Genomic DNA, 20116 nt, shown 5'->3' with positions numbered 1-20116 from the left:
TTATATTTGTCTATTAAAAGGACATTTAAACCGAATGGAAAGAAGATTTGAAGTCATTTTTCTTGAACAGGCCATTGACTTTATGGCCAAGGTCGATAAAAAAGCCAAAGCGAAAATTTACTATAATCTGGACAAGGCAAAACTTGGACTTGACCCAAAACTGTTCAAAAAACTGACGGACGATATTTGGGAATTCAGGACTAAGTACGGCGGACTTCAATACCGACTTTTCGCATTCTGGGACAGGACGGGCAAAACCGAAACGCTTGTGATTTCAACTCATGGAATGGTCAAGAAAACGGACAAGGTTCCAAAAGCCGAAATCGAAAAAGCGAAACAGATTCGGACTGAATATTTCAAGCAATAAAAACAAGATTATGGCTACAAAAAAGAAAAAGATGAAAATGATGACCCTTGACCAAATGAAAGACATGGACATCGGAAAAATCGGAACAGCGGAACGCGACAAGTACGAGTTCGATCTGCGAATGGAGGTTCTTGGCGAAATGATCAAGTCGATTCGGAAAGAAAGGAAATTGACCCAAACACAACTTGGGGAATTGATCGGAGTTCAAAAGTCACAGATTTCAAAATTGGAACGTAGTGCCAAGAACGTAACTATCGAAACAATTTTAAAGGTCTTTAACGCACTGAAAGCAAACATAAAGTTCAGCGTACAAATGAACGATGCCGAATTCAAGGTAGCGTAGAAAGCACTAAAGATAACAATGCCTATAGCAAATAGGGCATAAAGTGACAAATTTAAAGGCTTGGGCGTGTTTGCAAAGTCTGTCATCCCGATGGCTATCGGGATTGGATTTGGCAGTTAAAAAATAAAACTAATTACAAAACCCGCCCGAGAGTACCTTTTCGGTACGGGCGGGCAAAAAGCTTTGGCTCATAGTTCGGACGGAAACGAAAAGTTTCCTTGCCTGCCCTACTTGCCATAACCGAACCGTTGGCAATAATTTAGAGAGAACCTATTGAAAGAACATAATAATATTTTTCACAGCCCCGAAATACAAGGAATTCTTAATTCAGTCAATGAAATAACTGGACAAAAATTAAGTGACGAATATTCCCAATCTTTTAGTTCATTTCGAAAATATACTGAAAACTATAAATCAACATCACTGGCCGATTGGCCCGAAAGTCCAAAGCTAAAAATATGGTATCGTCGTCTCGCAGTCGGAATTTTGATTGATGTTCGGAGTAGTTTTTGTTGCGTAAACTACCATTATGAGCGAATTGAACAATTAGAAAAAGCACTAATCGATAGTATAGATAAGTTTGACTATAAGAAATTAATTGGCGAAAGTTCTATTAAATTAGGCGACACCAAACGTATTGACTTTGAATATCAAGCTTTTGTACTAGCTTATAGAAGATGTTTAGATTTACTTACAAGAGCAATTTCTGCAAGATTTAAGAACGATTTTCATTCATTTAGAAAACTTGATAAGTTTCTGGAAAACTTTAGTGGAGATAAAATTGCTGATGAACTAATTTTAACTCACAACAAGTTTTCTTCACAATTCGAATTTGTAATGTCTAGTGGTAATCGAAAATCAATTCGTGATAAAATTTCCCATTATGAATATGTTCCTGCCCTGACCTTTAACTTAAACAAAAGCGGGATGATTTTTTTTGGTGGTGGGGAAAATATGCGACCCAACTTTTCTAATCCTGAAGAGGTAAGTTTATCTTATATACTAAAATCAAGATTAGACACTCTTAATATATGTATATCTGAAATGATTAATATCTTAATAAATGACTAATAAACTATTGCCAACAATGTATAACCGCAATTACGGCGGATTCGACTGCGTCCGAATCCACTCGGAATTGCTAAAGTCTGTGCCCAACCGAAAATTAACGCATATTAACCCGTAACTGACGGTTATACGAGACCGTTAGCAAACATATGAGAAGATCAATCGCATTGACATTTTTATTGTGCACTCTTATAACAAATGGGTGTAAAAATGAACCGATTGAACCATTCGAATTAAGTGTAGCCGACTTCAATTATTCTATGGCCTACTCTATCCTATATCGACTTACCAACGATAGCTTGACTATTACTTACAGAGGGGAATTAGAAAACGAAAGGGATAGCATTATTTTTACTACCACTGAATTGCCCAAGAATAAAATTAGAGAATTATCGCAAATACGAATTGATTCGTTAAGCGCCTATTATTCGAATGACTGTATTGCAGATGGGGATATTAAGGTATTACTCTTTAAAAAAAATGACACCTTAAAACGAATACAATTGAACAATTACTATCACCATGAATTAAGTCCTGCCATCGAAATTATAAACAAAATTGTGCCAGAAAGATTCAAAATGTATTATGACAAAAATGAACTAATGGACCGAATGGAAAATTGTGAGGATAAACAGATAATTAAAAATTGGCCAGTAGAATAAAAAAACACGTTTGCTAACAATGCCTCCTATGAAAAGCACTACTGGAGTTTCCCAAAGATAGCGAATATGTTCTTTTTGCTTTAAACCACTTTTTTTGTTTTCGTATAACTTGCTCGGCATCCTATATGTGATCCCCGAGTACTCGGGGTCACCGGCATCTGTATGATCGTAGGTTATAAAACCTGGCCACTTGCTATAAATATGTGATCCACGCCCTTGGCGTGACCACCCACATTGTTTTATAGTCCGGGTTTTGTTCGTATTTGAGCTTTGTTATCATGATTTTTACTGAACGACCCCTATCTGATACGGGGTCTCTGTTTTGATTACCGCCAAGGCCCTTGAAAGCAGCTTCCGCGCCACTTTTATGATGATCTTCTTGGTGTCCTTGCCCAAGTGTTTACGGTAATAGGCCTGCATGACCGGATCCGCACGGATGGCCTGCCAAGCAGCCTCTACAAAATAGGAGCGGATCAATCGATGGGCCCGCACGCTCATTCCCATGGCCTTGTGGGTGTCCCCGCTCTGGTATACCCCTGGGGCCAGCCAAATGTTTCACTTGGACTGAAATAAATGAAAAGGATTTCACTGGTAAGTTTCGTGGACTATTATTTCTGAAAAGATATAAAGAAAGGGAATTTCTTAAAGACCTTGAAGCAAGCAAAGAACAAACGGCATTTTTGATCAACTACATTGATAACAATTATGAATCTGTTCAAAAAAAAATAACGAAATCATAGCCGAGCACGTTAGCAATAATTTGAAAAAGACATAAACTCCATTCATTGCTAAGAAAAACCAACTGAATGAAATATTTTAAAAAACTACCATTTATTGTTTTATCAATTTCAATAATAGGATTTGTATTATCGTGCACAGATAAAAGTCTAACAGCGGAAAACCAAGAAGATTTATTATAGGAATTGGAAGAAGAGTATATAAAAGCTCATAAAGACGCTGACCATTCTAGAATTTTATCTATTTGGGACGAAAATTTTCTAGGTTGCCAAGTCGTTTACATTATTCTTTTGATAACTATAATTCCCTAATCTAGGCTATTCCGATTCCATTTTAGGTTCGGGTGTTATTAATTGTAAGCCTCGAAACCATGGATCATCCAACTGGAGCCTCTCTTTTAAGATAAATAACCTGTACTCTAGAGGTCAAGTTGAAAAGATCTACTTATAGGTAATATCCGACCACCTATTTCGACTGTCTCGGAATTATAGGACTCAACTTCATCTTTGTTGATTAGAAATGATTTATGAGACCGTGTAAAATTTTCTGGTAATTGTTCTTCTGCTTGTTTCAAGGACATGTAACTAATCAATTTTTTTTCTTTCTTCATGTAGAATATTACGTGGTTTCCCAATCCTTCCGCATATAATATATCGGCAGTAACTATTCTATAGTTTCGATTATTTGCTCTGATATATATGTGCCTTTGCTCTTGTTTTCGAAAGATTTCCCTATCAGATTTCCAGTGTTTAAAAACCTTAAGAGCGGACAAAAGCAAAACCGTGCTATTTATTCGAATGATGGATTTAACTATGGATTGAACTGTAAACAGTTCAGTAGTTGTCTTTAACATCAGTGCTTCGTAGTAAAAATGTGTAAATATCCTTTGCAATAGTCCACTAACAACAATAGTGATAAGGTATTTAACTATGAATTCTACCTCCTTGCCCTTAAATAATAACCGAGGCATGAGATAATACATTACAAAATAGGATGCTGAGATGCGAATAGGTAGCAGAAAAAATTCCAACCCAAAACTCTCATAATATTGATTTTCTTTTGCCCAGATTAAGCTGAACAAAACATAGTAAACCACCCAAAACAAAATATGTGTTAGGATTCGAGAGCCAAATATGTACTTGTCTTTCTTCATTTCATTATCTCCTATCCTGAAATATACGCAATTCACATAGCTATTGGTCCTAATAATATAGAATCAATATTTTCAATCAACATTTTTATCATATTAGACCAAAAAAAGAACATGACTCACTACAGAATACTTTTTTCGCTTCTAGTGGCGCCGCTAATTTTTAATGCCCAGGAACAAAAGATATGGGACGTCTATGCCAACTCTTTCAGAGAAGGTAGTTTGCCTAGACATGCAGAATTGGGGTTTAAAGTGGCTTCAGCTGATGGTAGACTTTTGTATGATGCCAAACAGATAAAGGTCGTAAAATTACAGCCTGGGTCGCCGGCTGCGCTGGCTGGATTAAAGGAAGGAGATATCATTTTATCCATTAATGGACAAAACTTCAATACAGGCATATTAGGGTCAGAACTATTGAACAACCTCCCAGGAGAGAAAAGCACTAACATTCGGATTGTACGAGACGAAAAGGAACTTGTCATTTCCTTTGTTCCACTTTCTTCAGCATTGGAAGACTTAAGTGGAGTAACAACAATTTACGGTTCGTTGTTTACAGATGATGATATTGAGCTTAGAACAATTTTAACAATTCCTGAAAAGGCACAAGGGAAGTTGCCCGCTGTTCTGGTTTCTGATTGGACAACTTGCAGCAGTACAGAGGTTCCATTGAAGTATCAAAGGGGGTGGGTCAACTTTATAAGGGGAATTGTGCAGACTACAGGTGCAATTGTGCTCAGGGTGGACAAACCCGGATGTGGAGACAGTATGGGCCACTGTTCCGAACTGGATTTTGATGAAACAATTGCCTATCAAAAGAAAGCTTTGAAATTGCTAAAACAACACCCAAAAGTAGATACCACCAATATTTTTATCGATGGTGAAAGTGTTGGTTCATTTATGGCCCCCCTTGTTGCCAAGGGTGAAAATGTTAAGGGTATTTTTGTACGCGCAGGTGGTGCTTCGACATGGTTTGAACGTATGTTAATGTTTGAAAGACTGCAAAGGGAACTTTTGGATCAATCAATAATTGAAATCGACAGGGATATTAAAAAAATTACTGAATTCTTTCATTACTATCTCATTAAAGCCATGCCTCTTGATAAAATATTCGAGTTACATCCAACAATGAAAGATGTTTGGGACAATCTGATTTCCCATAATAGTGAATCAAAACATTACGGTAGGCCGATTGAGTTTCACCAGCAGGCACAAAAACATGATTTTGCCCGAGCTTGGATTGAAAGTGGTGCACGTGCATTGGTGCTCATAGGAGAATATGACCAATATGAATCAATAGAAGCGTCAAGATTATTGGTCAATGCCGTAAACAGCGTAAATATGGGATTTGCTCAAATGAATGTCTATCCTTCAACGGATCATAGTTTTGAGATTTTTGATTCTCATAAATCTGCACTTCATGGTTATGGGGGGCAACGAAAGATAGAAAACGACTTAATTGGTGCGGAAAAGCCATTGCAAGATGTCCGGAATTGGATGAAAAGCTTATATGAACAATAGTGCCAATGTCCATACAGGCTTTGCAAATAATATTGCTCAAACTAACAGAAATAGTGTGTTCCAAATGACTCGTTTGAACAATGAGTTTTTTTGAGCAAGACCTTGGAGGTTGATTGTTTCATTGAACTACGCTAAATTACATAGACAGTACGATGGTGTCAATTAATCTGCAGCAAACTAGACAACTATTTTTGGTGGTTAGCCACAATAAAAGATGCAGTTCTATCGCATTGTCGCGCTTATATCAATGTTTTGTAATACTTGTTAATCATGATGCATAAACACTATCTACATATCATCGTCCGCATGTGGATAGCGGAGGCACAAGCTCCAGAGGGCGTGTCGTAGGCTTGGAAAACGTGTTGACACAGTATCACAACCAGCCCTATTAAAGGGCATTATTTTTAGCAATGCCCTCAGCAGTTGTCTTCCTTAAATAGGCAATGCCCTCTTTATCCAGAGCAAATTTTAGGCCTTTTTCCAAATCATTTTGAGTGCCTGTGCCTGTTTTCACTTCATGGCTCAAAACAGTACCATCGGTTAAAGTGATATCAATACTATCTTTTGACCAAAATTTAAATGTATAGGTTAGGGTATCAATAGATTCAAGATCGAGAAAGATGGGCGGTTCCGATGTGATATAAAATGTGCGATCCGTAAAGAGCACTTCACTACCCAGGGTGTTGGTATATAGCTCGTCTTCCGAAAATGGCCGAATAGCATTGGCTGCTTCTACAAGGGGCATGACTATCTGGAAGTGCTTTAAAAATTTGGACAACGACACTTGCTCCCCGTGCATGGGAACCAGGAACCCCACCCGTATCAAAATGCCATGTCCTATTTCCTGTTGTGTTCTTCGCATCAATCTGACATAGGCGCTGTCCGAATCAAATGGTGGGGGAACAGTTTCATAATCAGCTCTAAACGGATTGGCTGAAGGAGCAATGGTCTGGGCTTCCTTGTCTTCCGTGTCCCCGCTATCTTTGGATTCTTCCCCGTCTTTTTTAGGGGATCCTTTTTGCAACACCGGACCAGTCGGAATTTGCAAGAGATATGCCGCCACCAAACAACCTAAAACTACCATCCATTTTGGCCAGCTTGCTATGTGTGGGTAGTGTTCCGCTTGTAGATATATGAAACCGATATAAAGAAGAACGGCTATGAATATGGTTTTGGTTCGGAACATTTTTTATATTTCTCTCTTACCAATATAAAACTATATTCATAATATAGGTAGCATTCCTGCCCTGTTTTTCCCAGTCCCCTCCTCCGTTATCCGCAAGTCGCCATCCGCATGTCGCCGGTTTGAAGCCATTGTAGCTATAGTCCTTTTAGAGCTATAGCTACAATCATTCCACAGCCGTTTTACGGCCAAGTTATTTTATGTTCGCAAGCTACAACTTGTCCATCTCCAATACCATCTCTCTTGCAGCTTTGCCAATTTTTCCATGGGTATCCAAAGCAATGGCCTTTTCGAGCACTTCCTTTGCCTTATGGGTGTCTTTTAACACGGTGTACGCCTCCCCTAGATTTTTATAGGTGATTGCGGAATTCGGGAACAGTTGTGCGATCATGGAAAATACCTGAACGGAAGCCTGAACTTCCGGTGCACGACCACTTTGCAATAAAAGGTTTCCCTTTTTGTTCAATTCTGTTTCAAAATCACAAAAAGCATACCGTGGATCTTGTATCATTTTAGGAAGTTCTTCCCCTAATTTTTGTGTTTGTCCGGTTACATATAACTTGGTTATATAGTCCATGGGCCTGGGTTCAAAATCCGCAGCGTTAAAATTCAATGCGGCCTCCAATACAGGGTCTTGATTGGTTGTGTATTCATCAAAACTCATGGTAACGGGGATGCTGGGCGCTGTCCAATCCGCATTTTCCAAAGCGGGCATATCCTGCCACCATAAATAGGACAAATAGGCCGTGATCTTGCTGTTCGGTAATACCACGGGTTTCGAATCGCCATAAAAATTGACATTTTCCGAAGTCGGCTCCCCGACCAAAATGGCCTCTGTATACCTGCTGATCTCATTGGTCAAATTTTGACAGGCCGAAAACGTATCACGACCAATAATGAAATAGAAACTGCCCTTTTTATTGATTTTTGGTCGTGCCATTATGCCCTTTATCAAGGGAAGATTGTTGTAATTATTGCCACCACCGTTAAGGCGGACATCATAGACCAACTTTTCTATGGGGTTCGTATCAATAAATTGGAACAGTCGGTCATAAAACTGCTCAAGTGTTTCGTTGTCATCATTAAATACGGAGCTTTGTCTAACATAGATGGTCTTTAGGTCTTCCAAATATTCAAAATAATACCGTTTATCTTCCAAATGTTTTAAATACAAAGGGGTTGTCCCGGTATTCCGTGCTGTTGACCACTCCCCTGTCGGTAAAGTGAAATTGAAGGCTCTTGGTTTATCTTCAATATTGATGGTGCCAAACACATGTTCAAAGACCCTTCCCTCCTTTTCCAAAGTGAACGTAACGGTCTCTGAAAGTTCTGGGATAACGCCTTGCGCATGTAATACCTCTGGCGACGTTAAAAATCGTAGGCCATAGGCTTTAAAGTATTGCCCGTTTTCTACAGGAACTACAGGATAAATTAACTCCAAAGCCTTGTCTATGGAAGTATCACCTATCTTCAAGACTTTTGCGCCCAAAGCCTTTTTTTGGTCCTTGTGGACTCCTTCAATATATATACCATCGCTAAAATGATAGAGATTGATGGGTAGCATTCCGCTTTTGGCCGTTGTGCCGTACGTAATTTGTGTATGGCCGTACTTAAATAGGGATACGATGCGTGCCAATCCCACACGGATCTCATGTTCTTTTAGGTTGGGGATGGCATTATAGAGTGCTTCCACCTGGTCGTCAAAATCTTGTTTTGTTGTTTTTACAAAAAGAAACGAATAGTCTTTGTGTACGGTGTTTTGAATAAAACGAAGGTCGTCTTGCCATTCCGTTGCGCTTAGGGTGTTCTGTGCCGATGAATGAAGGAAGAATAATAGATTGAGGATGATAAGTGCATTTTTCATGATGTTGTTTTTTAATCCGAATTTGATTATTTATTACATCGCAAATATGGTCTTAATCCGTTCCCAAGAGTAGTGCTTTGTGTTGAAACGTAGGAATTGTTGCTTGAAACATCGCAGACTTCCTATTTGTTCATCCAGTCTTTAAAATCGCTGGTTTTTTGCCTGCTTACAATAAATTCTTGGTCACGGGGATTTGACAGCGATAACTTTACGCGATGATTGAAATAGGGTTCTATTTTCTGAACTGAAATTTTGGAGATGATCTGGCCCCTATTGATCCTGTAAAACTTGGTGTCATCCAAGGAACCGAACAATTGGTCCATGGTCTCATCTATGATGTAGCGTTTGTTATGGGTAACGCCAAAAGTGATACTGTCCTGCGAATAGATATATAAAAGCTCCGATACCCTTATCTGTACAAAGCCACTCCCCTCTTTTACCAATATTCCCGAGCGTTTTTGCGGGGTCTGGATACTGCTTAAAAGTTCTTTTAAAATATTCGGTCCTATGGGATTCGATAGGCTTTTGGATTTTGAGAATTTGTTCAATGCGGCATCTAGGTCGTTTTGTTTAATGGGCTTTAACAAATAGTCGATACTGTTCACTTTAAATGCCTGGATGGCGTATTGGTCAAAGGCCGTAGTGAAAATAATGGGTGCGGTTACCTCTATTTTCTGAAAAATCTCAAAACTTAGGCCGTCTGCCAGTTGAATGTCCATGAACACTAGATCCGGGGCCATATTTTTTCCAAACCATGAAACAGTATCTTCAACGGAATCGATAATGGCCAGTAATTCAAAATCAAAAACGCTTTTGTTCAATAAGTTTTGTAATTGACTTGCAGCACGGGGTTCATCTTCAACGATCAGTATTTTCATGACTCTTCTTTTGATGATTTAATAATGGAAGGGAAACTGTAAAATACTCCCCGTCATTATCGATAACAGGCGTTTTACTTGATATAAGCTGATATCGTTTTTCAATATTCCTCAATCCAATTTTTGTGGATGGTGTTTGGGTCGATTTTGCTTGAATCTTGTTGCCCACCACCAAGGTGTCGTCTTTAATGGCCACGGTGATGAACAAAGGTTTGGCTTTGGAAACGATGTTGTGCTTTATGGCATTTTCCAGTAAAAGCTGTAAGCTCATAGGTACTATCATCAACAAGAGTTTATCTTCGGGAATGTTCCAGTTCAGCTTTAAGTTGTCCCCAAATCTTTCTGATTGAATATGGATATAGGCTTTGGCAAATGTCAACTCTTTTTCCAAGGAAATTAAATTTGAACTGCCAGACTCGATAATAAAACGATATACGCCAGACAAACTATCTACAAAATCCTTGGCATCTTCCTTGGTGTCCTGGTCAATAATATCGCGTAAGGTGTTTAGGCTGTTGAACAAAAAATGGGGTTGTGCCTGGTTTCTCAAGGTGTCCAACTGGGCCTGTATCATTACCTGTTTTGCTTGCTCCTCTTCCCGTATCGATTTTCTTAACCGTACGTACGAATAAATCACCTCATAAATTGCCATGACCATAATGGTGATTATGGTAATCGGAATAAGTTCTTTTAAGCGTGTTATGTGACGCGAGTTATAATCGGACAATAGGTTGACAAGCGTACTTGACAACCAACCCACAAAGAGATCTACCATTACTATGGTACCAAAAATAGCGGGTATAAGGATACCGATGCGCTTTTTGTCATCCTTAAAGTCGGGGTATTTCTTTCTAAGGAAAATTAAGATACTACGTATAATGCTCCAATCGCAAATGGTAAAAAATAGGGCCACACTCCATCCAATTAATTTTAGATCCAAAGTGTTACGTTCACTGGGATTATTAAAAAGAAAGTTCGTAATAAAACTTAAGACGAGAATGGCAATGATGGAATACCATAGATCATCGAACCCTAAATATTGTATACGTTTCTTTTTGTTGAACAGCGGCATAAATGTGAATAACGGAATTATTTGGATGGCATGCAAACCAAAAAAAATGAGCTGTTGTCAGCCGTTCAAATATCTTGGGATCGACAAAAAAATGAAACCATAATACTTTGAAGCGTCGTAATATGTTTCTGAATTGTTGTGAATACGGTTCCACGCAGTCACTGGCTAATGTAATCCAACGCGTATGTCAAAGCCTTTTAATAAGGGAAAGAGCTATTATTTCCGTTTTACGGATTCTTTTGCTTTACGTAAAATTTTAACCACACGACTATGTGTTATTTGTAACAAGTTCCAGTTATAGCCTTCAAAATCAGTTGTATTCATAAATTGAATTACAACGGCATCAATATCTTTATGGTATTCTGCCATACTTTGGTAACCTGGAATCAGTCCGCCATGATTAAATTCATAGAGTGAAGCGTACATTTCCATTTCTTTTTCATTAAGCAATGAACCATCATTTAAAGCTCTTAAAAAGATACCTACATCTTCTGCTGTTGCAATCATAGAGCCATAGTCCGTTGTTTTTATATCTTCTTCAACACCTACATAATAGCCACTCATTAAATCGTCCGTATTTATCTCCTCAATGGAGCCATAAGTGTTTTTAAGCCCAAGAGGATTTAATATGACTTCTTTTATAAACTGAAATTTAGGTTGACCTGTAACCTTTTCAATAAGCATAGATAGCAACAAATAATTGGTGTTGGAATATTCGTAGTCTGCATTCGGATCAAAATTTGCCGGTAAATCAAGAATTAAGTCTAGAGCCGCTTCCATTGATTGCGTAGGATTATTCCAAAAATTCGGTGCATCCGTAAAATTAGGTATACCACTTCTATGTTGCACGATCATTCGTAAGGTAATACTTTCGGCATTCTCGATCCTCCCTTTTAATTCTGGAAAGTAATCCGCAAGTGTTTTGTCCAAAGACAAACGCTTGTCATTGACCAATTTAACGATGGCTACAGCATCATATAACTTACTTATACTGGCTATTTTGAACAATGCCTTTGGGTTGGCAGGTATTTTCTGTTCTCGGTTATGATAACCACTTGCATAGAATGCTGGTGGTTTTCCAGATTCATCTACATATACGATAACACCATCAAAACCATAACTTAATGACTGATCCACCTGCTCCTGAACTTTGTCCGGTAGTGGTATTAACCATGCCTTTACTAAAATCCAAGGTACAAACCATAAGGAAATAAACGTCCCAACGAATAATACTATTCTGAAAATTTGTTTTGCTTTATTCTTTTTTGTGGTGGTAGTTTTCATCAATCTATACGATGCTAAATTCTGCTGTCCTCAATTTATCGCACAAATATATTTCAAATTGCAATAAAAATAGATTGTGGATTACCCAACTGTGATATATAATGCATGAATTGATTTTTGTTTGCTTGATTGGGTATATAATTCAAAAGCCTTCCCATACACCTGCCTGCCGAAATGAAACGAGGGAGGGTTATGGTCGATTCCAAGAAATTCCCGGAATAGCGCATTGATGCGCTATTTGGCATGATGCAGTAATAGTTCGGCTATATCATAGGTAACCGTACATTTGATAGGCAAACAAACCTATCCCCGCCAATACCAGGTACCAATTCACTGCTTTGTAAAATGCTGGGAACTGTTTGTGTTTTCTTGAAAGTGTAATGATAAAAACAATGGGAATCAATGCCAACACCTGGCCCACTTCCACCCCTAGGTTAAAACACAGGATTTTTGCCAAAACTTGCTCCTTACCCATATCAAAGGACTGCAATCGTGTGGAAAGTCCAAAGCCGTGAATCAATCCGAAAAGACCGACCATGAGCAGCAAATGGGGCGATTTTACCTTGAACTTTTCAAATCCGCCCAAATTTTCAAATCCCTTGTACAAAACACTTAAGGCGATCACCGCATCCACCAAATGTTCATCCGCAGTAATCCCGGCATAGGTGGCGCCTATCAGGGTTATACAGTGTCCTATGGTAAATACGGTGATAAACTTTAGGATGTCGATAAAGCTGTTCAGGTAGAATATAACACCCGTCAGAAAAAGCAGGTGGTCATAGCCCGTGAGCATGTGTGTTGCGCCTACTTGAACATAGGCCCACAAACCGCCGTTGCGTAATAGCTCCTGATCGGCACTGGTAACACCATGGGCCAACCCTAAAAGTGGAACGAACAACAACAAAAGCGGCAGTGCCTGTCTTAAACGTGAGCCCATCCTTAGTTCTTTTTTCTAAAAATCAGGAACAACAATCCTATGACCAGTAAACTGCCTACTATAAAGACCCAGGTAGGAACATGATGTTCGTGATCATGCGTGTGCGTGTCAGGACCATGCTTGTGGCCCACCTCAAAAGTAAGCGTCGCCCATTTAGACCAATGGGTCAATTCATCGCTATCGGTAACCCTGGCCATATGAATGGTCCGTAGGTAATAGATACCGTCTTCAGGTAGATCTACCACGACCACACCTTGGTCATTGGAACGTAATTGTTGACCGCTGGTATGTGTATGTGATTCCGCTTTTTCCGAGTTGTGGGAATGCTCACCATCAGCGTGTGCATGATCATGGGCGTGGGAACCTTTTAGATAGTCGGCTTGGACCAGTTGGTTGGACAGGGGTTTACCATCCAGCAATAGCTGTACTTCCAAGGTTTCGCCACTATATTTTTCATACGGATTTGCTTGTGGGACAAACTCAATGGGATAGCCCAATACCGTACTCCAGTCGTTTGTTTTGGTTTCACCTACCTGATAGATGGCTTTCACGTGTTTTTCATAACGCTCTACCGCATCCTTATCCAATACGCTATCCCTCTTCCGTTGTTCCAGCATATCCAAAACACCATCGTGTTCCAGATAGCTGTTAAAATTTTCAGCGGTGAGTGCTATGTTTCTTGCTTTGGTCGAGACGCCTGCCACATAGGTTCCCGCTTCACCCGTGGTAAAAGTCAATTGCGTAATGGTGCTGTCCTGGTCTTTCCATTGTTCCGGATCGATGGCCCTTCTTTGGCCCTGAGCGACAACCGAAGCGTCCAGTATGCGATCCCGGGCGATGGTATTCTCGCTCTTTTCAAAAGTCCCATTGTATAGGCTTAAGCTTGCCTCTTGATGGGGCTGCAAGAAATAGTTTTCCATTTTTATATACAGGTCGTGACTGCATAGTAAAACAAGGAGTAGTAGTAAAAAGAGTTTACGCATACATAGAAAATTTGATATCAAATATACGAGCAAAATAAGGTAGGGGTTCTGTATTGAATAGAAAATTTGAGAAGGCTGTGTATAATTTCTCAGGGCCATACTGCCTGCAGTTATTTTTTGGTCAGTTCTGCATCCCGCCAAATTTTCTTTTTATTCAAATACTCGTCATTGAAGTTGAACAATTGGAACCAATAATTTCCAAAATGCTTTGGTTTAAGCTTTAAGATGTCGGCTTGCTGCATTTCCGTTTGAATTTCCAGAAAACTTTTCCCCGTTTTTATGAAGGCAATAAGTGCGTTTACCTTTTTCAAATCCGACTCTTGGTCGATTTGTAGCTCCATATTATAGATTGTTTTTCTTGTTGGAATTTCGTAATTGTTGAGTTCTTCCAACAATCTTGGATTTTGTTCCATTACTTTTTGAAGTTTGGCATATTGACTTTTGTCCAATTTTGAAACAAAAGCCTCACTACAACTTTCATAGCTAATGGATTTTTTGAATTTTGAATTCAGAAATCTTTTTGTAACGATTGTTCGGTGCTTTATTCGGTCACCAATTTTATTTGCTCCAAGTGCTGGATAACTCTCATCATAAAATTGGTCGATAATGGTTTCAATCCGGTAAATTCCTTTTGAATACGAATTCACCCAGTCTCCAAGCTGGAGTTGCCTTGATTTTTCTTTTTTGAATAGTCTGTCAAACACTTATTTGAATTTTTTTGCCTTTGTTGTGGTTTCGTTTAATTGAACTTTGTAAAGGTCTTGTGTATGAAAATTACGTCTTTTTTTATGGACGTTTTTTAAGCCGTTATTTTTTGTTTTTAAAGTAAGGGAAAACTCAAATATAAAGAAATGTAGACGTATTTTATTGCGTAAATTCAATGGGTAAGTCTGATTACTTGGCATCGTTACACCAAACCAAAGTAAACACAGATTAAAGCAATGGTGTCAAAAAAACCGTGCACAGCAACAACAAACCACAAATCGTATTTACGCAAGTAGAATATCAGGGCCAAAATTGCTCCGACTGTCCCTGCAACAAGCTGCCCTGTGATTCCTTGATAACTATGCATAAAGCCAAAAAAGCAAGCAAGTAGTAGAATATTAAGCACAATACTGACTTTGCTTTCTCCAAAGAATTTTACAAATTGTCGCATGAAATAACCGCGAAAGATAATTTCTTCTCCAAATCCCGCAGAAGCCCAAACTATTAATAAAGCAACCAAACAGGCTGGAAGATTTCCTTTCAATTGATCAAAATTTGAATAATCTATTGGAACTCCTGTGAGTTTTGTAATTCCAGGAACCAATACAAAGACATAAAAAACAAAGAGCCCTAGTGCAACTAATGGGGCGAGTACGACTATGTTTTTGAATGTGAATTTTTCACGTTGAAAACCAAGTGCTGAAAATGGTTTTCCTTTGTATTCTATGTAATTCGTTATAATGATCAATATAGAAATAACGACATTTTCTATGTAGCCAATACGGATTGGTCCAAACCATAAAAAGCAGATGATGGCAATGGTAATTAATGGGATTAAGGTTTGTCGTAAGCTTAGTTTGTTCATTTTTCTTTGATTTTAAATTCTAAGCGAAATAATGAACAAAATCTTTGAAAATCCCTTTAAACACTACTATTTTTACTGAATGGTCGTGAATTTACAACTGAATAGTCGGTCGTTTTTGGCATCTTTTATTGAAACCAATTCATAAATGCTTTTCGCTTGTAACGACTGATATTGATTTCAGCAATTGCATCGTTTTCAACGGAAGCTTTTAACCGAATACGCAACTTGCCATTTTCAATCTTTTCAATTTGGTCCACGGCATCTTTGTGAATGATAATTTTCCGATTGGCCCTAAAAAACAATTGATCGTTTATTTTTTCTTCTAGCTCATTCAATGTAAAATCGGTGTTAATTGTCTTGCCATAATTTTGAACAGCGTATACAATTTTATTTTCGCTATAAAAGCATGCAATATCCTCATAAGTAAGCCTGGTTGTTTTTGCACCACTTTCGATCGTGATTTCAGCGCTCTTTATCGATACTGCATACAAGTTGTAAATATCGCGTGCATAAACCAATATGACACCAATTAAACTCAGTAATAAAGTAAGTAACAAACCTACAAGCATATAATAGAATATGGTTTGTCCGCCTGCAATTATATTCAAAATAATATTTACAGGAATATACATGATGGTAATATATCCTAAAGTAGAAGCCAGAAACCGTGCAATAGTAACAGTTTCTACTTTTTTGGAAAAATACTTCCTCTTGTAGAACTTAAAATTAAGATGCGCTATGATTCCAATGAAAGTGGATAAAATAATGGACGCCAGAAACCCTACAATGGGAAAACTATACGATTCACTATCTGGAAAACTATCGCGTGATGCTAAATGATTGACCACTAAAGATAGAATTGTCAATACAATTACTATCTGAAACCAACGCCATGCAGAACTATTGATAAAGGTATACCTTGTTGTTTTTACGCTATCCTTGGTTGGTTGTGTAGTACTCATGAATTAGAAGCTCTGTTTTTGTCAGATGCCAAAGTAAAGAATAATTTCTCCATAGAATTTTTGCCAAGAATGTTGGTTGCCATTCATTGGAAGAAGGATCTTGCGGCACTTTCCCTAGACCACTAGAAAATTAAAACATTGGTCCACTTTAAGAGATACACTATCAAAGCGGTACCAGCAAGGCTGACAAATACTAAACTTTGCCAGAAATAGACTTTGTTCCCCCAAACACTCAACCACTTTTTACCAAATGATTCTTTGACATATCCTTTAAGAATTTTATTAAAAAGTAAGCTCAACACCAAAAATATTGCTATTACTATTGTTACTATCAAAGCTTTTTCCATTCGTTAAAGTATTTAAGTTATCACTGTCAATTGTTGGCGGTAATTTAAATTTATTCAAATCTTTTTAATTCTCCTTTGGGTAAATCACTCATTTTGTTCGAAATCTTCACCCTGTCAATTAATCCTTTTTTTGAACTTTATAAATGATATCGTAATCATGCGCAGTTACGAACATTGGAATATTGCTCCACAACGCTGATACTCCAGTGTAAGTGTCTTTAAACAATTCCTGCAACCTCAAGATAACAAGTAATTCAGAAACTTGATATGCTTCTAGAACATTTGCTTCATCAAGTCGGCCATTTTCATGAACGCTCCCAAAGGTTTTACTAAAGATGCAAATCAAAACCTGCACATTAAGAAAATCACATAATAGACTGATATGTATCATTGTATACGATAGTTTTCAAGAATACTTTTGGGAATGAAAAAACTTGAAAATCATGAGAACGCTAACATTCCTTTTTTCTTTTTTCTTTTTGGTGGTTACGTACGGTCAGGGCACCGAAAACCGAACAAGAAAAACAGCTATCGGGTTTGAATTGGATGCGGTGCCATATATATTCCAAGGATATTATGGTTCGCTCTGGGTTGGTCACAATCATTTTAGATATAGGGCGGTAATCACAAAAATAGATACACCGGACTTTATCTTAGAAGATGGTTTTACCAATAATGAAATGAAGGTTTATGCAGCTATTGTAGATTACTTTTTTAAACCTGACTTTAAAGGTTGGTGGATAGGACCTGGCTTAGAGTATTGGGATGCCAGTATACAGACCGATGCAAAACTGGAAACCACAGAATATAACAATACGATATTCACTCTTGGCGGAGGATATGTGTGGAAATTTCATAAGAATTTTTATTTGAACCCTTGGGTGGCGGGACATCTTAGGATTGCAGGTGATAAAGAAGTGAGTGTAGATCAAAGCACTTTTGAAACTCCGTTATTTATACCTGAAATATCCGTAAAGTTAGGCTGGCATTTCTAATACATATGAAAAACAAAGTGTTATTCCCTTATATGGGTCGCCCCGCTTTGAAGTAGATGAAGAATGCATCAGAACCGGGGTAAGCTATTTTTCCTCAAGGATTATCGAAAGACGTAATGATGAATACCTATTTTTTGAAAAGTCCTATAAACCTAGCGTTGTTTGGACCTAAGCGTCTCAATGATCTGCGCATCCATCCACATTCTATCATAAGGGGGGTCACAACGGGGGCAATAGGAAAGATATTTCCCGTCTGGTGTCACGTATCCCCCACCGTCCTCGCCATCGGTGTTTATCTTATCCCCAAAGTTAATGGCAGGTCCCCATGAGCCATCTTGCTGTCGAAAGCTGATATACATATCACTATCACCATATCCGCCTTCTCTTTCACTATCCCAAATAAGGTAGGACTCATCTGGAGCAATAAAGGGATGGGCCGTCCATTTTCCCGTATTGATTTCTTTACCGAATTCTTTTGGTGCTTCACGCTTGCCATTTACCAGTCGTGAATATCGGAGAACCCCATTTCCATTTGTCCCCCTTTCGTCAAAAACCAAGGTTCCTTTTGATGAAGCCGTAAGGCGCATGATGCCTATGTCCTCGAACGGAGCACCAAGACTTTTTATGGCCGACCAACCAGAGGCGGTTCGTTCTATATATTTATCTTTTGAGTACATCATATGGCCACCCGAATAATAAAAATCGTATTTCTTCCAGACGCGGTTTTCCCTACGAAAGCTCACAACGAGCGGGCGAAAGGGTGACTCAAGAGTGGAGATCAAATAAAACTCTTCCATGTCCGGAGCGTGCACACCTCCCAACTCCCAGCCTTTTTGGGAGAGAGGTACAAGCGGTTCCGCTTTACTGCCCGGGGGCTTTAGCCCAAAATAAAGGCCTTCAAGGGGCGGGAATTTATCTTGGCCATCACTTTTTCCGCCCATGGTCGGAACAGCATTTTGAATAAAAGCCGGCAAGATCCGCTCTGCCGTTATCTGCAGGGTACTGTTATCGTTATCATGGGCAGTGACCACGACCATCAGATCAAGCTCCTCGATCAGAATGATATACTGGCCGCCACCGCCCTGGGCAGATGCGGCGAAATAGCTTTTATTGCCAACTTTCAAATCGGCGCTCCACCAGTAATACCCGTACCCCTGCTTAGAGACATCCTTGCCGCCGCCGTAGACATCATCATCGCCAGTATAGAGGATGCTACTGGTTGTTTTGGTGATAAAGGCTTCCGGAACCAACTGTTCGCCCTTCCATTTGCCTTTGTTCGCAACCAAGGTGCCCCACTTGACCATAGAACGCGATGTCATGCTCGATCCCCATCCCGCAGTTGGCAGGCCGCTAAGCTCAGTCCGCCAACCATAATTGGTGATGCCCATTTTGTCGAGGAGTTCATTTTTGATAAAGTCTTTTGCCGATCCGGGTACAACCGCCTCAATGACCTGCATCACAAAAATGGGATCGTTTTGATATAAAAAACTTTGGGATGCTGAGGTAATGGGCGCAGTATGCTCCAGGTAGGCCTGAACCTGTCCTTGCCCTTTTACCCGGCTTGGATCTTTTTCGAATTCTTCTTCCTGTTCTTTGCTGATACGGATACCGGAACGCATGGTCATCGCCTGGTGCAACGTAATCTTTTCTACACCCTCCGCAAATTTTGTAGGGTCCAGGTCTTTGAGAAAGCTGACCAACGGCTTGTCCAGATCGGCCATGGACAGATACCCCAACTGGATGGCGCGGCCCAGCGCCAGGCCGGTATAGGCTTTGGTCGCTGATGCTTGTGGATGGGGCAGATCCATGCGGCCACGTGCATAATAGGATTCAAAGAGGAGCTTGCCCTTGTGGGCAATAAGAAAGCTATCGAACTTACCGTGTTTACCGTCGGCAATCTCCTGCGCCAGGGTAAGCACCATCGCTTTATTGCCACCATCCATGCCAAGTTCACCAACAGGAATACCGTCTTTTCCATCCCTCGGGGCTATATCGATAAAGGCTTCTTTCAGATAAGGAATATCCCTGAAGGATAGCGCGGTTTCGGCGGCCGTGGCCTCCGGTGCGTGCTTATCACTTTGTTGGGCAAAGCCGCCCATGGTTAGCATAACAAGAATTAAAAGTAGTCCTCCTGTTTTGTTTTTCATCGTTTTTCATTTTTAAATGGACAAAAAAGGCATCTGGATCAGATGGAT

21 protein-coding genes are annotated in these 20116 nt (G+C 39.3%); 6 read left to right on the top strand and 15 right to left on the bottom strand.

Annotation, left to right across the window (positions count from 1 at the left end; translation table 11 throughout):
* Window positions 1–34: 34 nt before the first annotated feature.
* The 4 genes from ACRD67_RS08770 to ACRD67_RS08755 all read left to right on the top strand — a co-directional run bounded on the left by ACRD67_RS08770 (window position 35) and on the right by ACRD67_RS08755 (window position 2440).
* Complete coding sequence (locus ACRD67_RS08770; protein WP_430966755.1) at window positions 35–367, top strand: type II toxin-antitoxin system RelE/ParE family toxin; 333 nt, start codon at window positions 35–37, stop codon at window positions 365–367.
* Window positions 368–377: 10 nt separating this feature from the next.
* Window positions 378–710, top strand: a complete 333-nt coding sequence (locus ACRD67_RS08765; protein WP_430966754.1) for a helix-turn-helix domain-containing protein — start codon at window positions 378–380, stop codon at window positions 708–710.
* Window positions 711–983: 273 nt separating this feature from the next.
* Complete coding sequence (locus ACRD67_RS08760) at window positions 984–1781, top strand: hypothetical protein (RefSeq protein ID WP_430966753.1); 798 nt, start codon at window positions 984–986, stop codon at window positions 1779–1781.
* 146 nt (window positions 1782–1927) lie between these two features.
* The gene (locus ACRD67_RS08755) at window positions 1928–2440 is read left to right on the top strand and encodes a hypothetical protein (protein ID WP_430966752.1); all 513 of its coding nucleotides are present in this window, start codon (window positions 1928–1930) and stop codon (window positions 2438–2440) included.
* Window positions 2441–2725: 285 nt separating this feature from the next.
* Here the strand turns inward: ACRD67_RS08755 and ACRD67_RS08750 are convergent, their stop codons facing one another.
* Both ACRD67_RS08750 and ACRD67_RS08745 read right to left on the bottom strand, forming a co-directional pair.
* The gene (locus ACRD67_RS08750) at window positions 2726–2986 is read right to left on the bottom strand and encodes a transposase (RefSeq protein ID WP_430967157.1); all 261 of its coding nucleotides are present in this window, start codon (window positions 2984–2986) and stop codon (window positions 2726–2728) included.
* A gap of 610 nt (window positions 2987–3596) precedes the next feature.
* Complete coding sequence (locus ACRD67_RS08745; RefSeq protein ID WP_430967156.1) at window positions 3597–4031, bottom strand: LytR/AlgR family response regulator transcription factor; 435 nt, start codon at window positions 4029–4031, stop codon at window positions 3597–3599.
* A 411-nt stretch (window positions 4032–4442) separates the two neighbouring features.
* On the opposite strand from ACRD67_RS08745, the gene ACRD67_RS08740 reads away from it, so the two are divergent.
* Window positions 4443–5846, top strand: coding sequence for an alpha/beta hydrolase family protein (locus ACRD67_RS08740; RefSeq protein WP_430966751.1), 1404 nt, complete (start codon window positions 4443–4445; stop codon window positions 5844–5846).
* A 388-nt stretch (window positions 5847–6234) separates the two neighbouring features.
* On the opposite strand, the gene ACRD67_RS08735 is transcribed toward ACRD67_RS08740, so the two are convergent.
* The 12 genes from ACRD67_RS08735 to ACRD67_RS08680 form a co-directional block, all read right to left on the bottom strand.
* Window positions 6235–7032 (bottom strand): hypothetical protein, encoded by a 798-nt coding sequence (locus tag ACRD67_RS08735; RefSeq protein ID WP_430966750.1) that lies wholly within the window; start codon window positions 7030–7032, stop codon window positions 6235–6237.
* Between the two features lie 208 nt (window positions 7033–7240).
* Entirely contained in the window at window positions 7241–8893 is a 1653-nt protein-coding gene (locus ACRD67_RS08730; protein ID WP_430966749.1) for a tetratricopeptide repeat protein, read from the bottom strand.
* Window positions 8894–9015: 122 nt separating this feature from the next.
* Window positions 9016–9771, bottom strand: coding sequence for a LytR/AlgR family response regulator transcription factor (locus ACRD67_RS08725; RefSeq protein WP_430966748.1), 756 nt, complete (start codon window positions 9769–9771; stop codon window positions 9016–9018).
* Window positions 9752–10843 carry a sensor histidine kinase gene (locus tag ACRD67_RS08720; protein ID WP_430966747.1) on the bottom strand — a complete coding sequence of 364 codons (1092 nt, stop codon included), beginning with the start codon at window positions 10841–10843 and terminating at the stop codon, window positions 9752–9754. Before ACRD67_RS08720 ends, ACRD67_RS08725 begins: the two co-directional genes overlap by 20 nt.
* A gap of 216 nt (window positions 10844–11059) precedes the next feature.
* Window positions 11060–12127 carry a serine hydrolase domain-containing protein gene (locus ACRD67_RS08715; RefSeq protein WP_430966746.1) on the bottom strand — a complete coding sequence of 356 codons (1068 nt, stop codon included), beginning with the start codon at window positions 12125–12127 and terminating at the stop codon, window positions 11060–11062.
* Window positions 12128–12395: 268 nt separating this feature from the next.
* Window positions 12396–13064 (bottom strand): HupE/UreJ family protein, encoded by a 669-nt coding sequence (locus tag ACRD67_RS08710; protein ID WP_430966745.1) that lies wholly within the window; start codon window positions 13062–13064, stop codon window positions 12396–12398.
* Between the two features lie 2 nt (window positions 13065–13066).
* Window positions 13067–14047 carry a DUF4198 domain-containing protein gene (locus ACRD67_RS08705; RefSeq protein WP_430966744.1) on the bottom strand — a complete coding sequence of 327 codons (981 nt, stop codon included), beginning with the start codon at window positions 14045–14047 and terminating at the stop codon, window positions 13067–13069.
* A 110-nt stretch (window positions 14048–14157) separates the two neighbouring features.
* Window positions 14158–14751 carry a hypothetical protein gene (locus ACRD67_RS08700; protein WP_430966743.1) on the bottom strand — a complete coding sequence of 198 codons (594 nt, stop codon included), beginning with the start codon at window positions 14749–14751 and terminating at the stop codon, window positions 14158–14160.
* Window positions 14752–14954: 203 nt separating this feature from the next.
* The gene (locus ACRD67_RS08695; RefSeq protein WP_430966742.1) at window positions 14955–15617 is read right to left on the bottom strand and encodes a CPBP family intramembrane glutamic endopeptidase; all 663 of its coding nucleotides are present in this window, start codon (window positions 15615–15617) and stop codon (window positions 14955–14957) included.
* 125 nt (window positions 15618–15742) lie between these two features.
* On the bottom strand, window positions 15743–16579 hold the full coding sequence (locus tag ACRD67_RS08690; protein WP_430966741.1) for a LytR/AlgR family response regulator transcription factor: 837 nt from the start codon (window positions 16577–16579) through the stop codon (window positions 15743–15745).
* A 122-nt stretch (window positions 16580–16701) separates the two neighbouring features.
* The gene (locus tag ACRD67_RS08685; protein ID WP_430966740.1) at window positions 16702–16926 is read right to left on the bottom strand and encodes a hypothetical protein; all 225 of its coding nucleotides are present in this window, start codon (window positions 16924–16926) and stop codon (window positions 16702–16704) included.
* 118 nt (window positions 16927–17044) lie between these two features.
* Window positions 17045–17317: a hypothetical protein gene (locus ACRD67_RS08680; protein ID WP_430966739.1), complete on the bottom strand. Its 273-nt coding sequence runs from the start codon at window positions 17315–17317 to the stop codon at window positions 17045–17047.
* A gap of 52 nt (window positions 17318–17369) precedes the next feature.
* Between ACRD67_RS08680 and ACRD67_RS08675 the strand changes: the two genes are divergently transcribed.
* Window positions 17370–17921, top strand: coding sequence for a hypothetical protein (locus ACRD67_RS08675; protein WP_430966738.1), 552 nt, complete (start codon window positions 17370–17372; stop codon window positions 17919–17921).
* Window positions 17922–18073: 152 nt separating this feature from the next.
* On the opposite strand, the gene ACRD67_RS08670 is transcribed toward ACRD67_RS08675, so the two are convergent.
* Window positions 18074–20068, bottom strand: a complete 1995-nt coding sequence (locus ACRD67_RS08670; RefSeq protein WP_430966737.1) for a serine hydrolase domain-containing protein — start codon at window positions 20066–20068, stop codon at window positions 18074–18076.
* Window positions 20069–20116: the final 48 nt, after the last annotated feature.

Origin of the sequence: Eudoraea algarum, from assembly GCF_050589645.1 — a bacterium.
GTDB lineage: Bacteria > Bacteroidota > Bacteroidia > Flavobacteriales > Flavobacteriaceae > JBNGOQ01.
This window is presented reverse-complemented; position numbering and strand designations above follow the sequence as displayed.

What these genes read in the sequence shown, in the direction of transcription:
- ACRD67_RS08680 (WP_430966739.1), bottom strand. Translation starts at nt 17,317, where the DNA reads ATGATACATATCAGTCTATTATGTGATTTTCTTAATGTGCAGGTTTTG.
- ACRD67_RS08710 (WP_430966745.1), bottom strand. Translation starts at nt 13,064, where the DNA reads ATGGGCTCACGTTTAAGACAGGCACTGCCGCTTTTGTTGTTGTTCGTT.
- ACRD67_RS08735 (WP_430966750.1), bottom strand. Translation starts at nt 7,032, where the DNA reads ATGTTCCGAACCAAAACCATATTCATAGCCGTTCTTCTTTATATCGGT.
- ACRD67_RS08675 (WP_430966738.1), top strand. Translation starts at nt 17,370, where the DNA reads ATGAGAACGCTAACATTCCTTTTTTCTTTTTTCTTTTTGGTGGTTACG.
- ACRD67_RS08740 (WP_430966751.1), top strand. Translation starts at nt 4,443, where the DNA reads ATGACTCACTACAGAATACTTTTTTCGCTTCTAGTGGCGCCGCTAATT.
- ACRD67_RS08725 (WP_430966748.1), bottom strand. Translation starts at nt 9,771, where the DNA reads ATGAAAATACTGATCGTTGAAGATGAACCCCGTGCTGCAAGTCAATTA.
- ACRD67_RS08770 (WP_430966755.1), top strand. Translation starts at nt 35, where the DNA reads ATGGAAAGAAGATTTGAAGTCATTTTTCTTGAACAGGCCATTGACTTT.
- ACRD67_RS08715 (WP_430966746.1), bottom strand. Translation starts at nt 12,127, where the DNA reads ATGAAAACTACCACCACAAAAAAGAATAAAGCAAAACAAATTTTCAGA.
- ACRD67_RS08765 (WP_430966754.1), top strand. Translation starts at nt 378, where the DNA reads ATGGCTACAAAAAAGAAAAAGATGAAAATGATGACCCTTGACCAAATG.
- ACRD67_RS08705 (WP_430966744.1), bottom strand. Translation starts at nt 14,047, where the DNA reads ATGCGTAAACTCTTTTTACTACTACTCCTTGTTTTACTATGCAGTCAC.
- ACRD67_RS08685 (WP_430966740.1), bottom strand. Translation starts at nt 16,926, where the DNA reads ATGGAAAAAGCTTTGATAGTAACAATAGTAATAGCAATATTTTTGGTG.
- ACRD67_RS08690 (WP_430966741.1), bottom strand. Translation starts at nt 16,579, where the DNA reads ATGAGTACTACACAACCAACCAAGGATAGCGTAAAAACAACAAGGTAT.
- ACRD67_RS08695 (WP_430966742.1), bottom strand. Translation starts at nt 15,617, where the DNA reads ATGAACAAACTAAGCTTACGACAAACCTTAATCCCATTAATTACCATT.
- ACRD67_RS08730 (WP_430966749.1), bottom strand. Translation starts at nt 8,893, where the DNA reads ATGAAAAATGCACTTATCATCCTCAATCTATTATTCTTCCTTCATTCA.
- ACRD67_RS08745 (WP_430967156.1), bottom strand. Translation starts at nt 4,031, where the DNA reads ATGTTAAAGACAACTACTGAACTGTTTACAGTTCAATCCATAGTTAAA.
- ACRD67_RS08755 (WP_430966752.1), top strand. Translation starts at nt 1,928, where the DNA reads ATGAGAAGATCAATCGCATTGACATTTTTATTGTGCACTCTTATAACA.
- ACRD67_RS08720 (WP_430966747.1), bottom strand. Translation starts at nt 10,843, where the DNA reads ATGCCGCTGTTCAACAAAAAGAAACGTATACAATATTTAGGGTTCGAT.
- ACRD67_RS08670 (WP_430966737.1), bottom strand. Translation starts at nt 20,068, where the DNA reads ATGAAAAACAAAACAGGAGGACTACTTTTAATTCTTGTTATGCTAACC.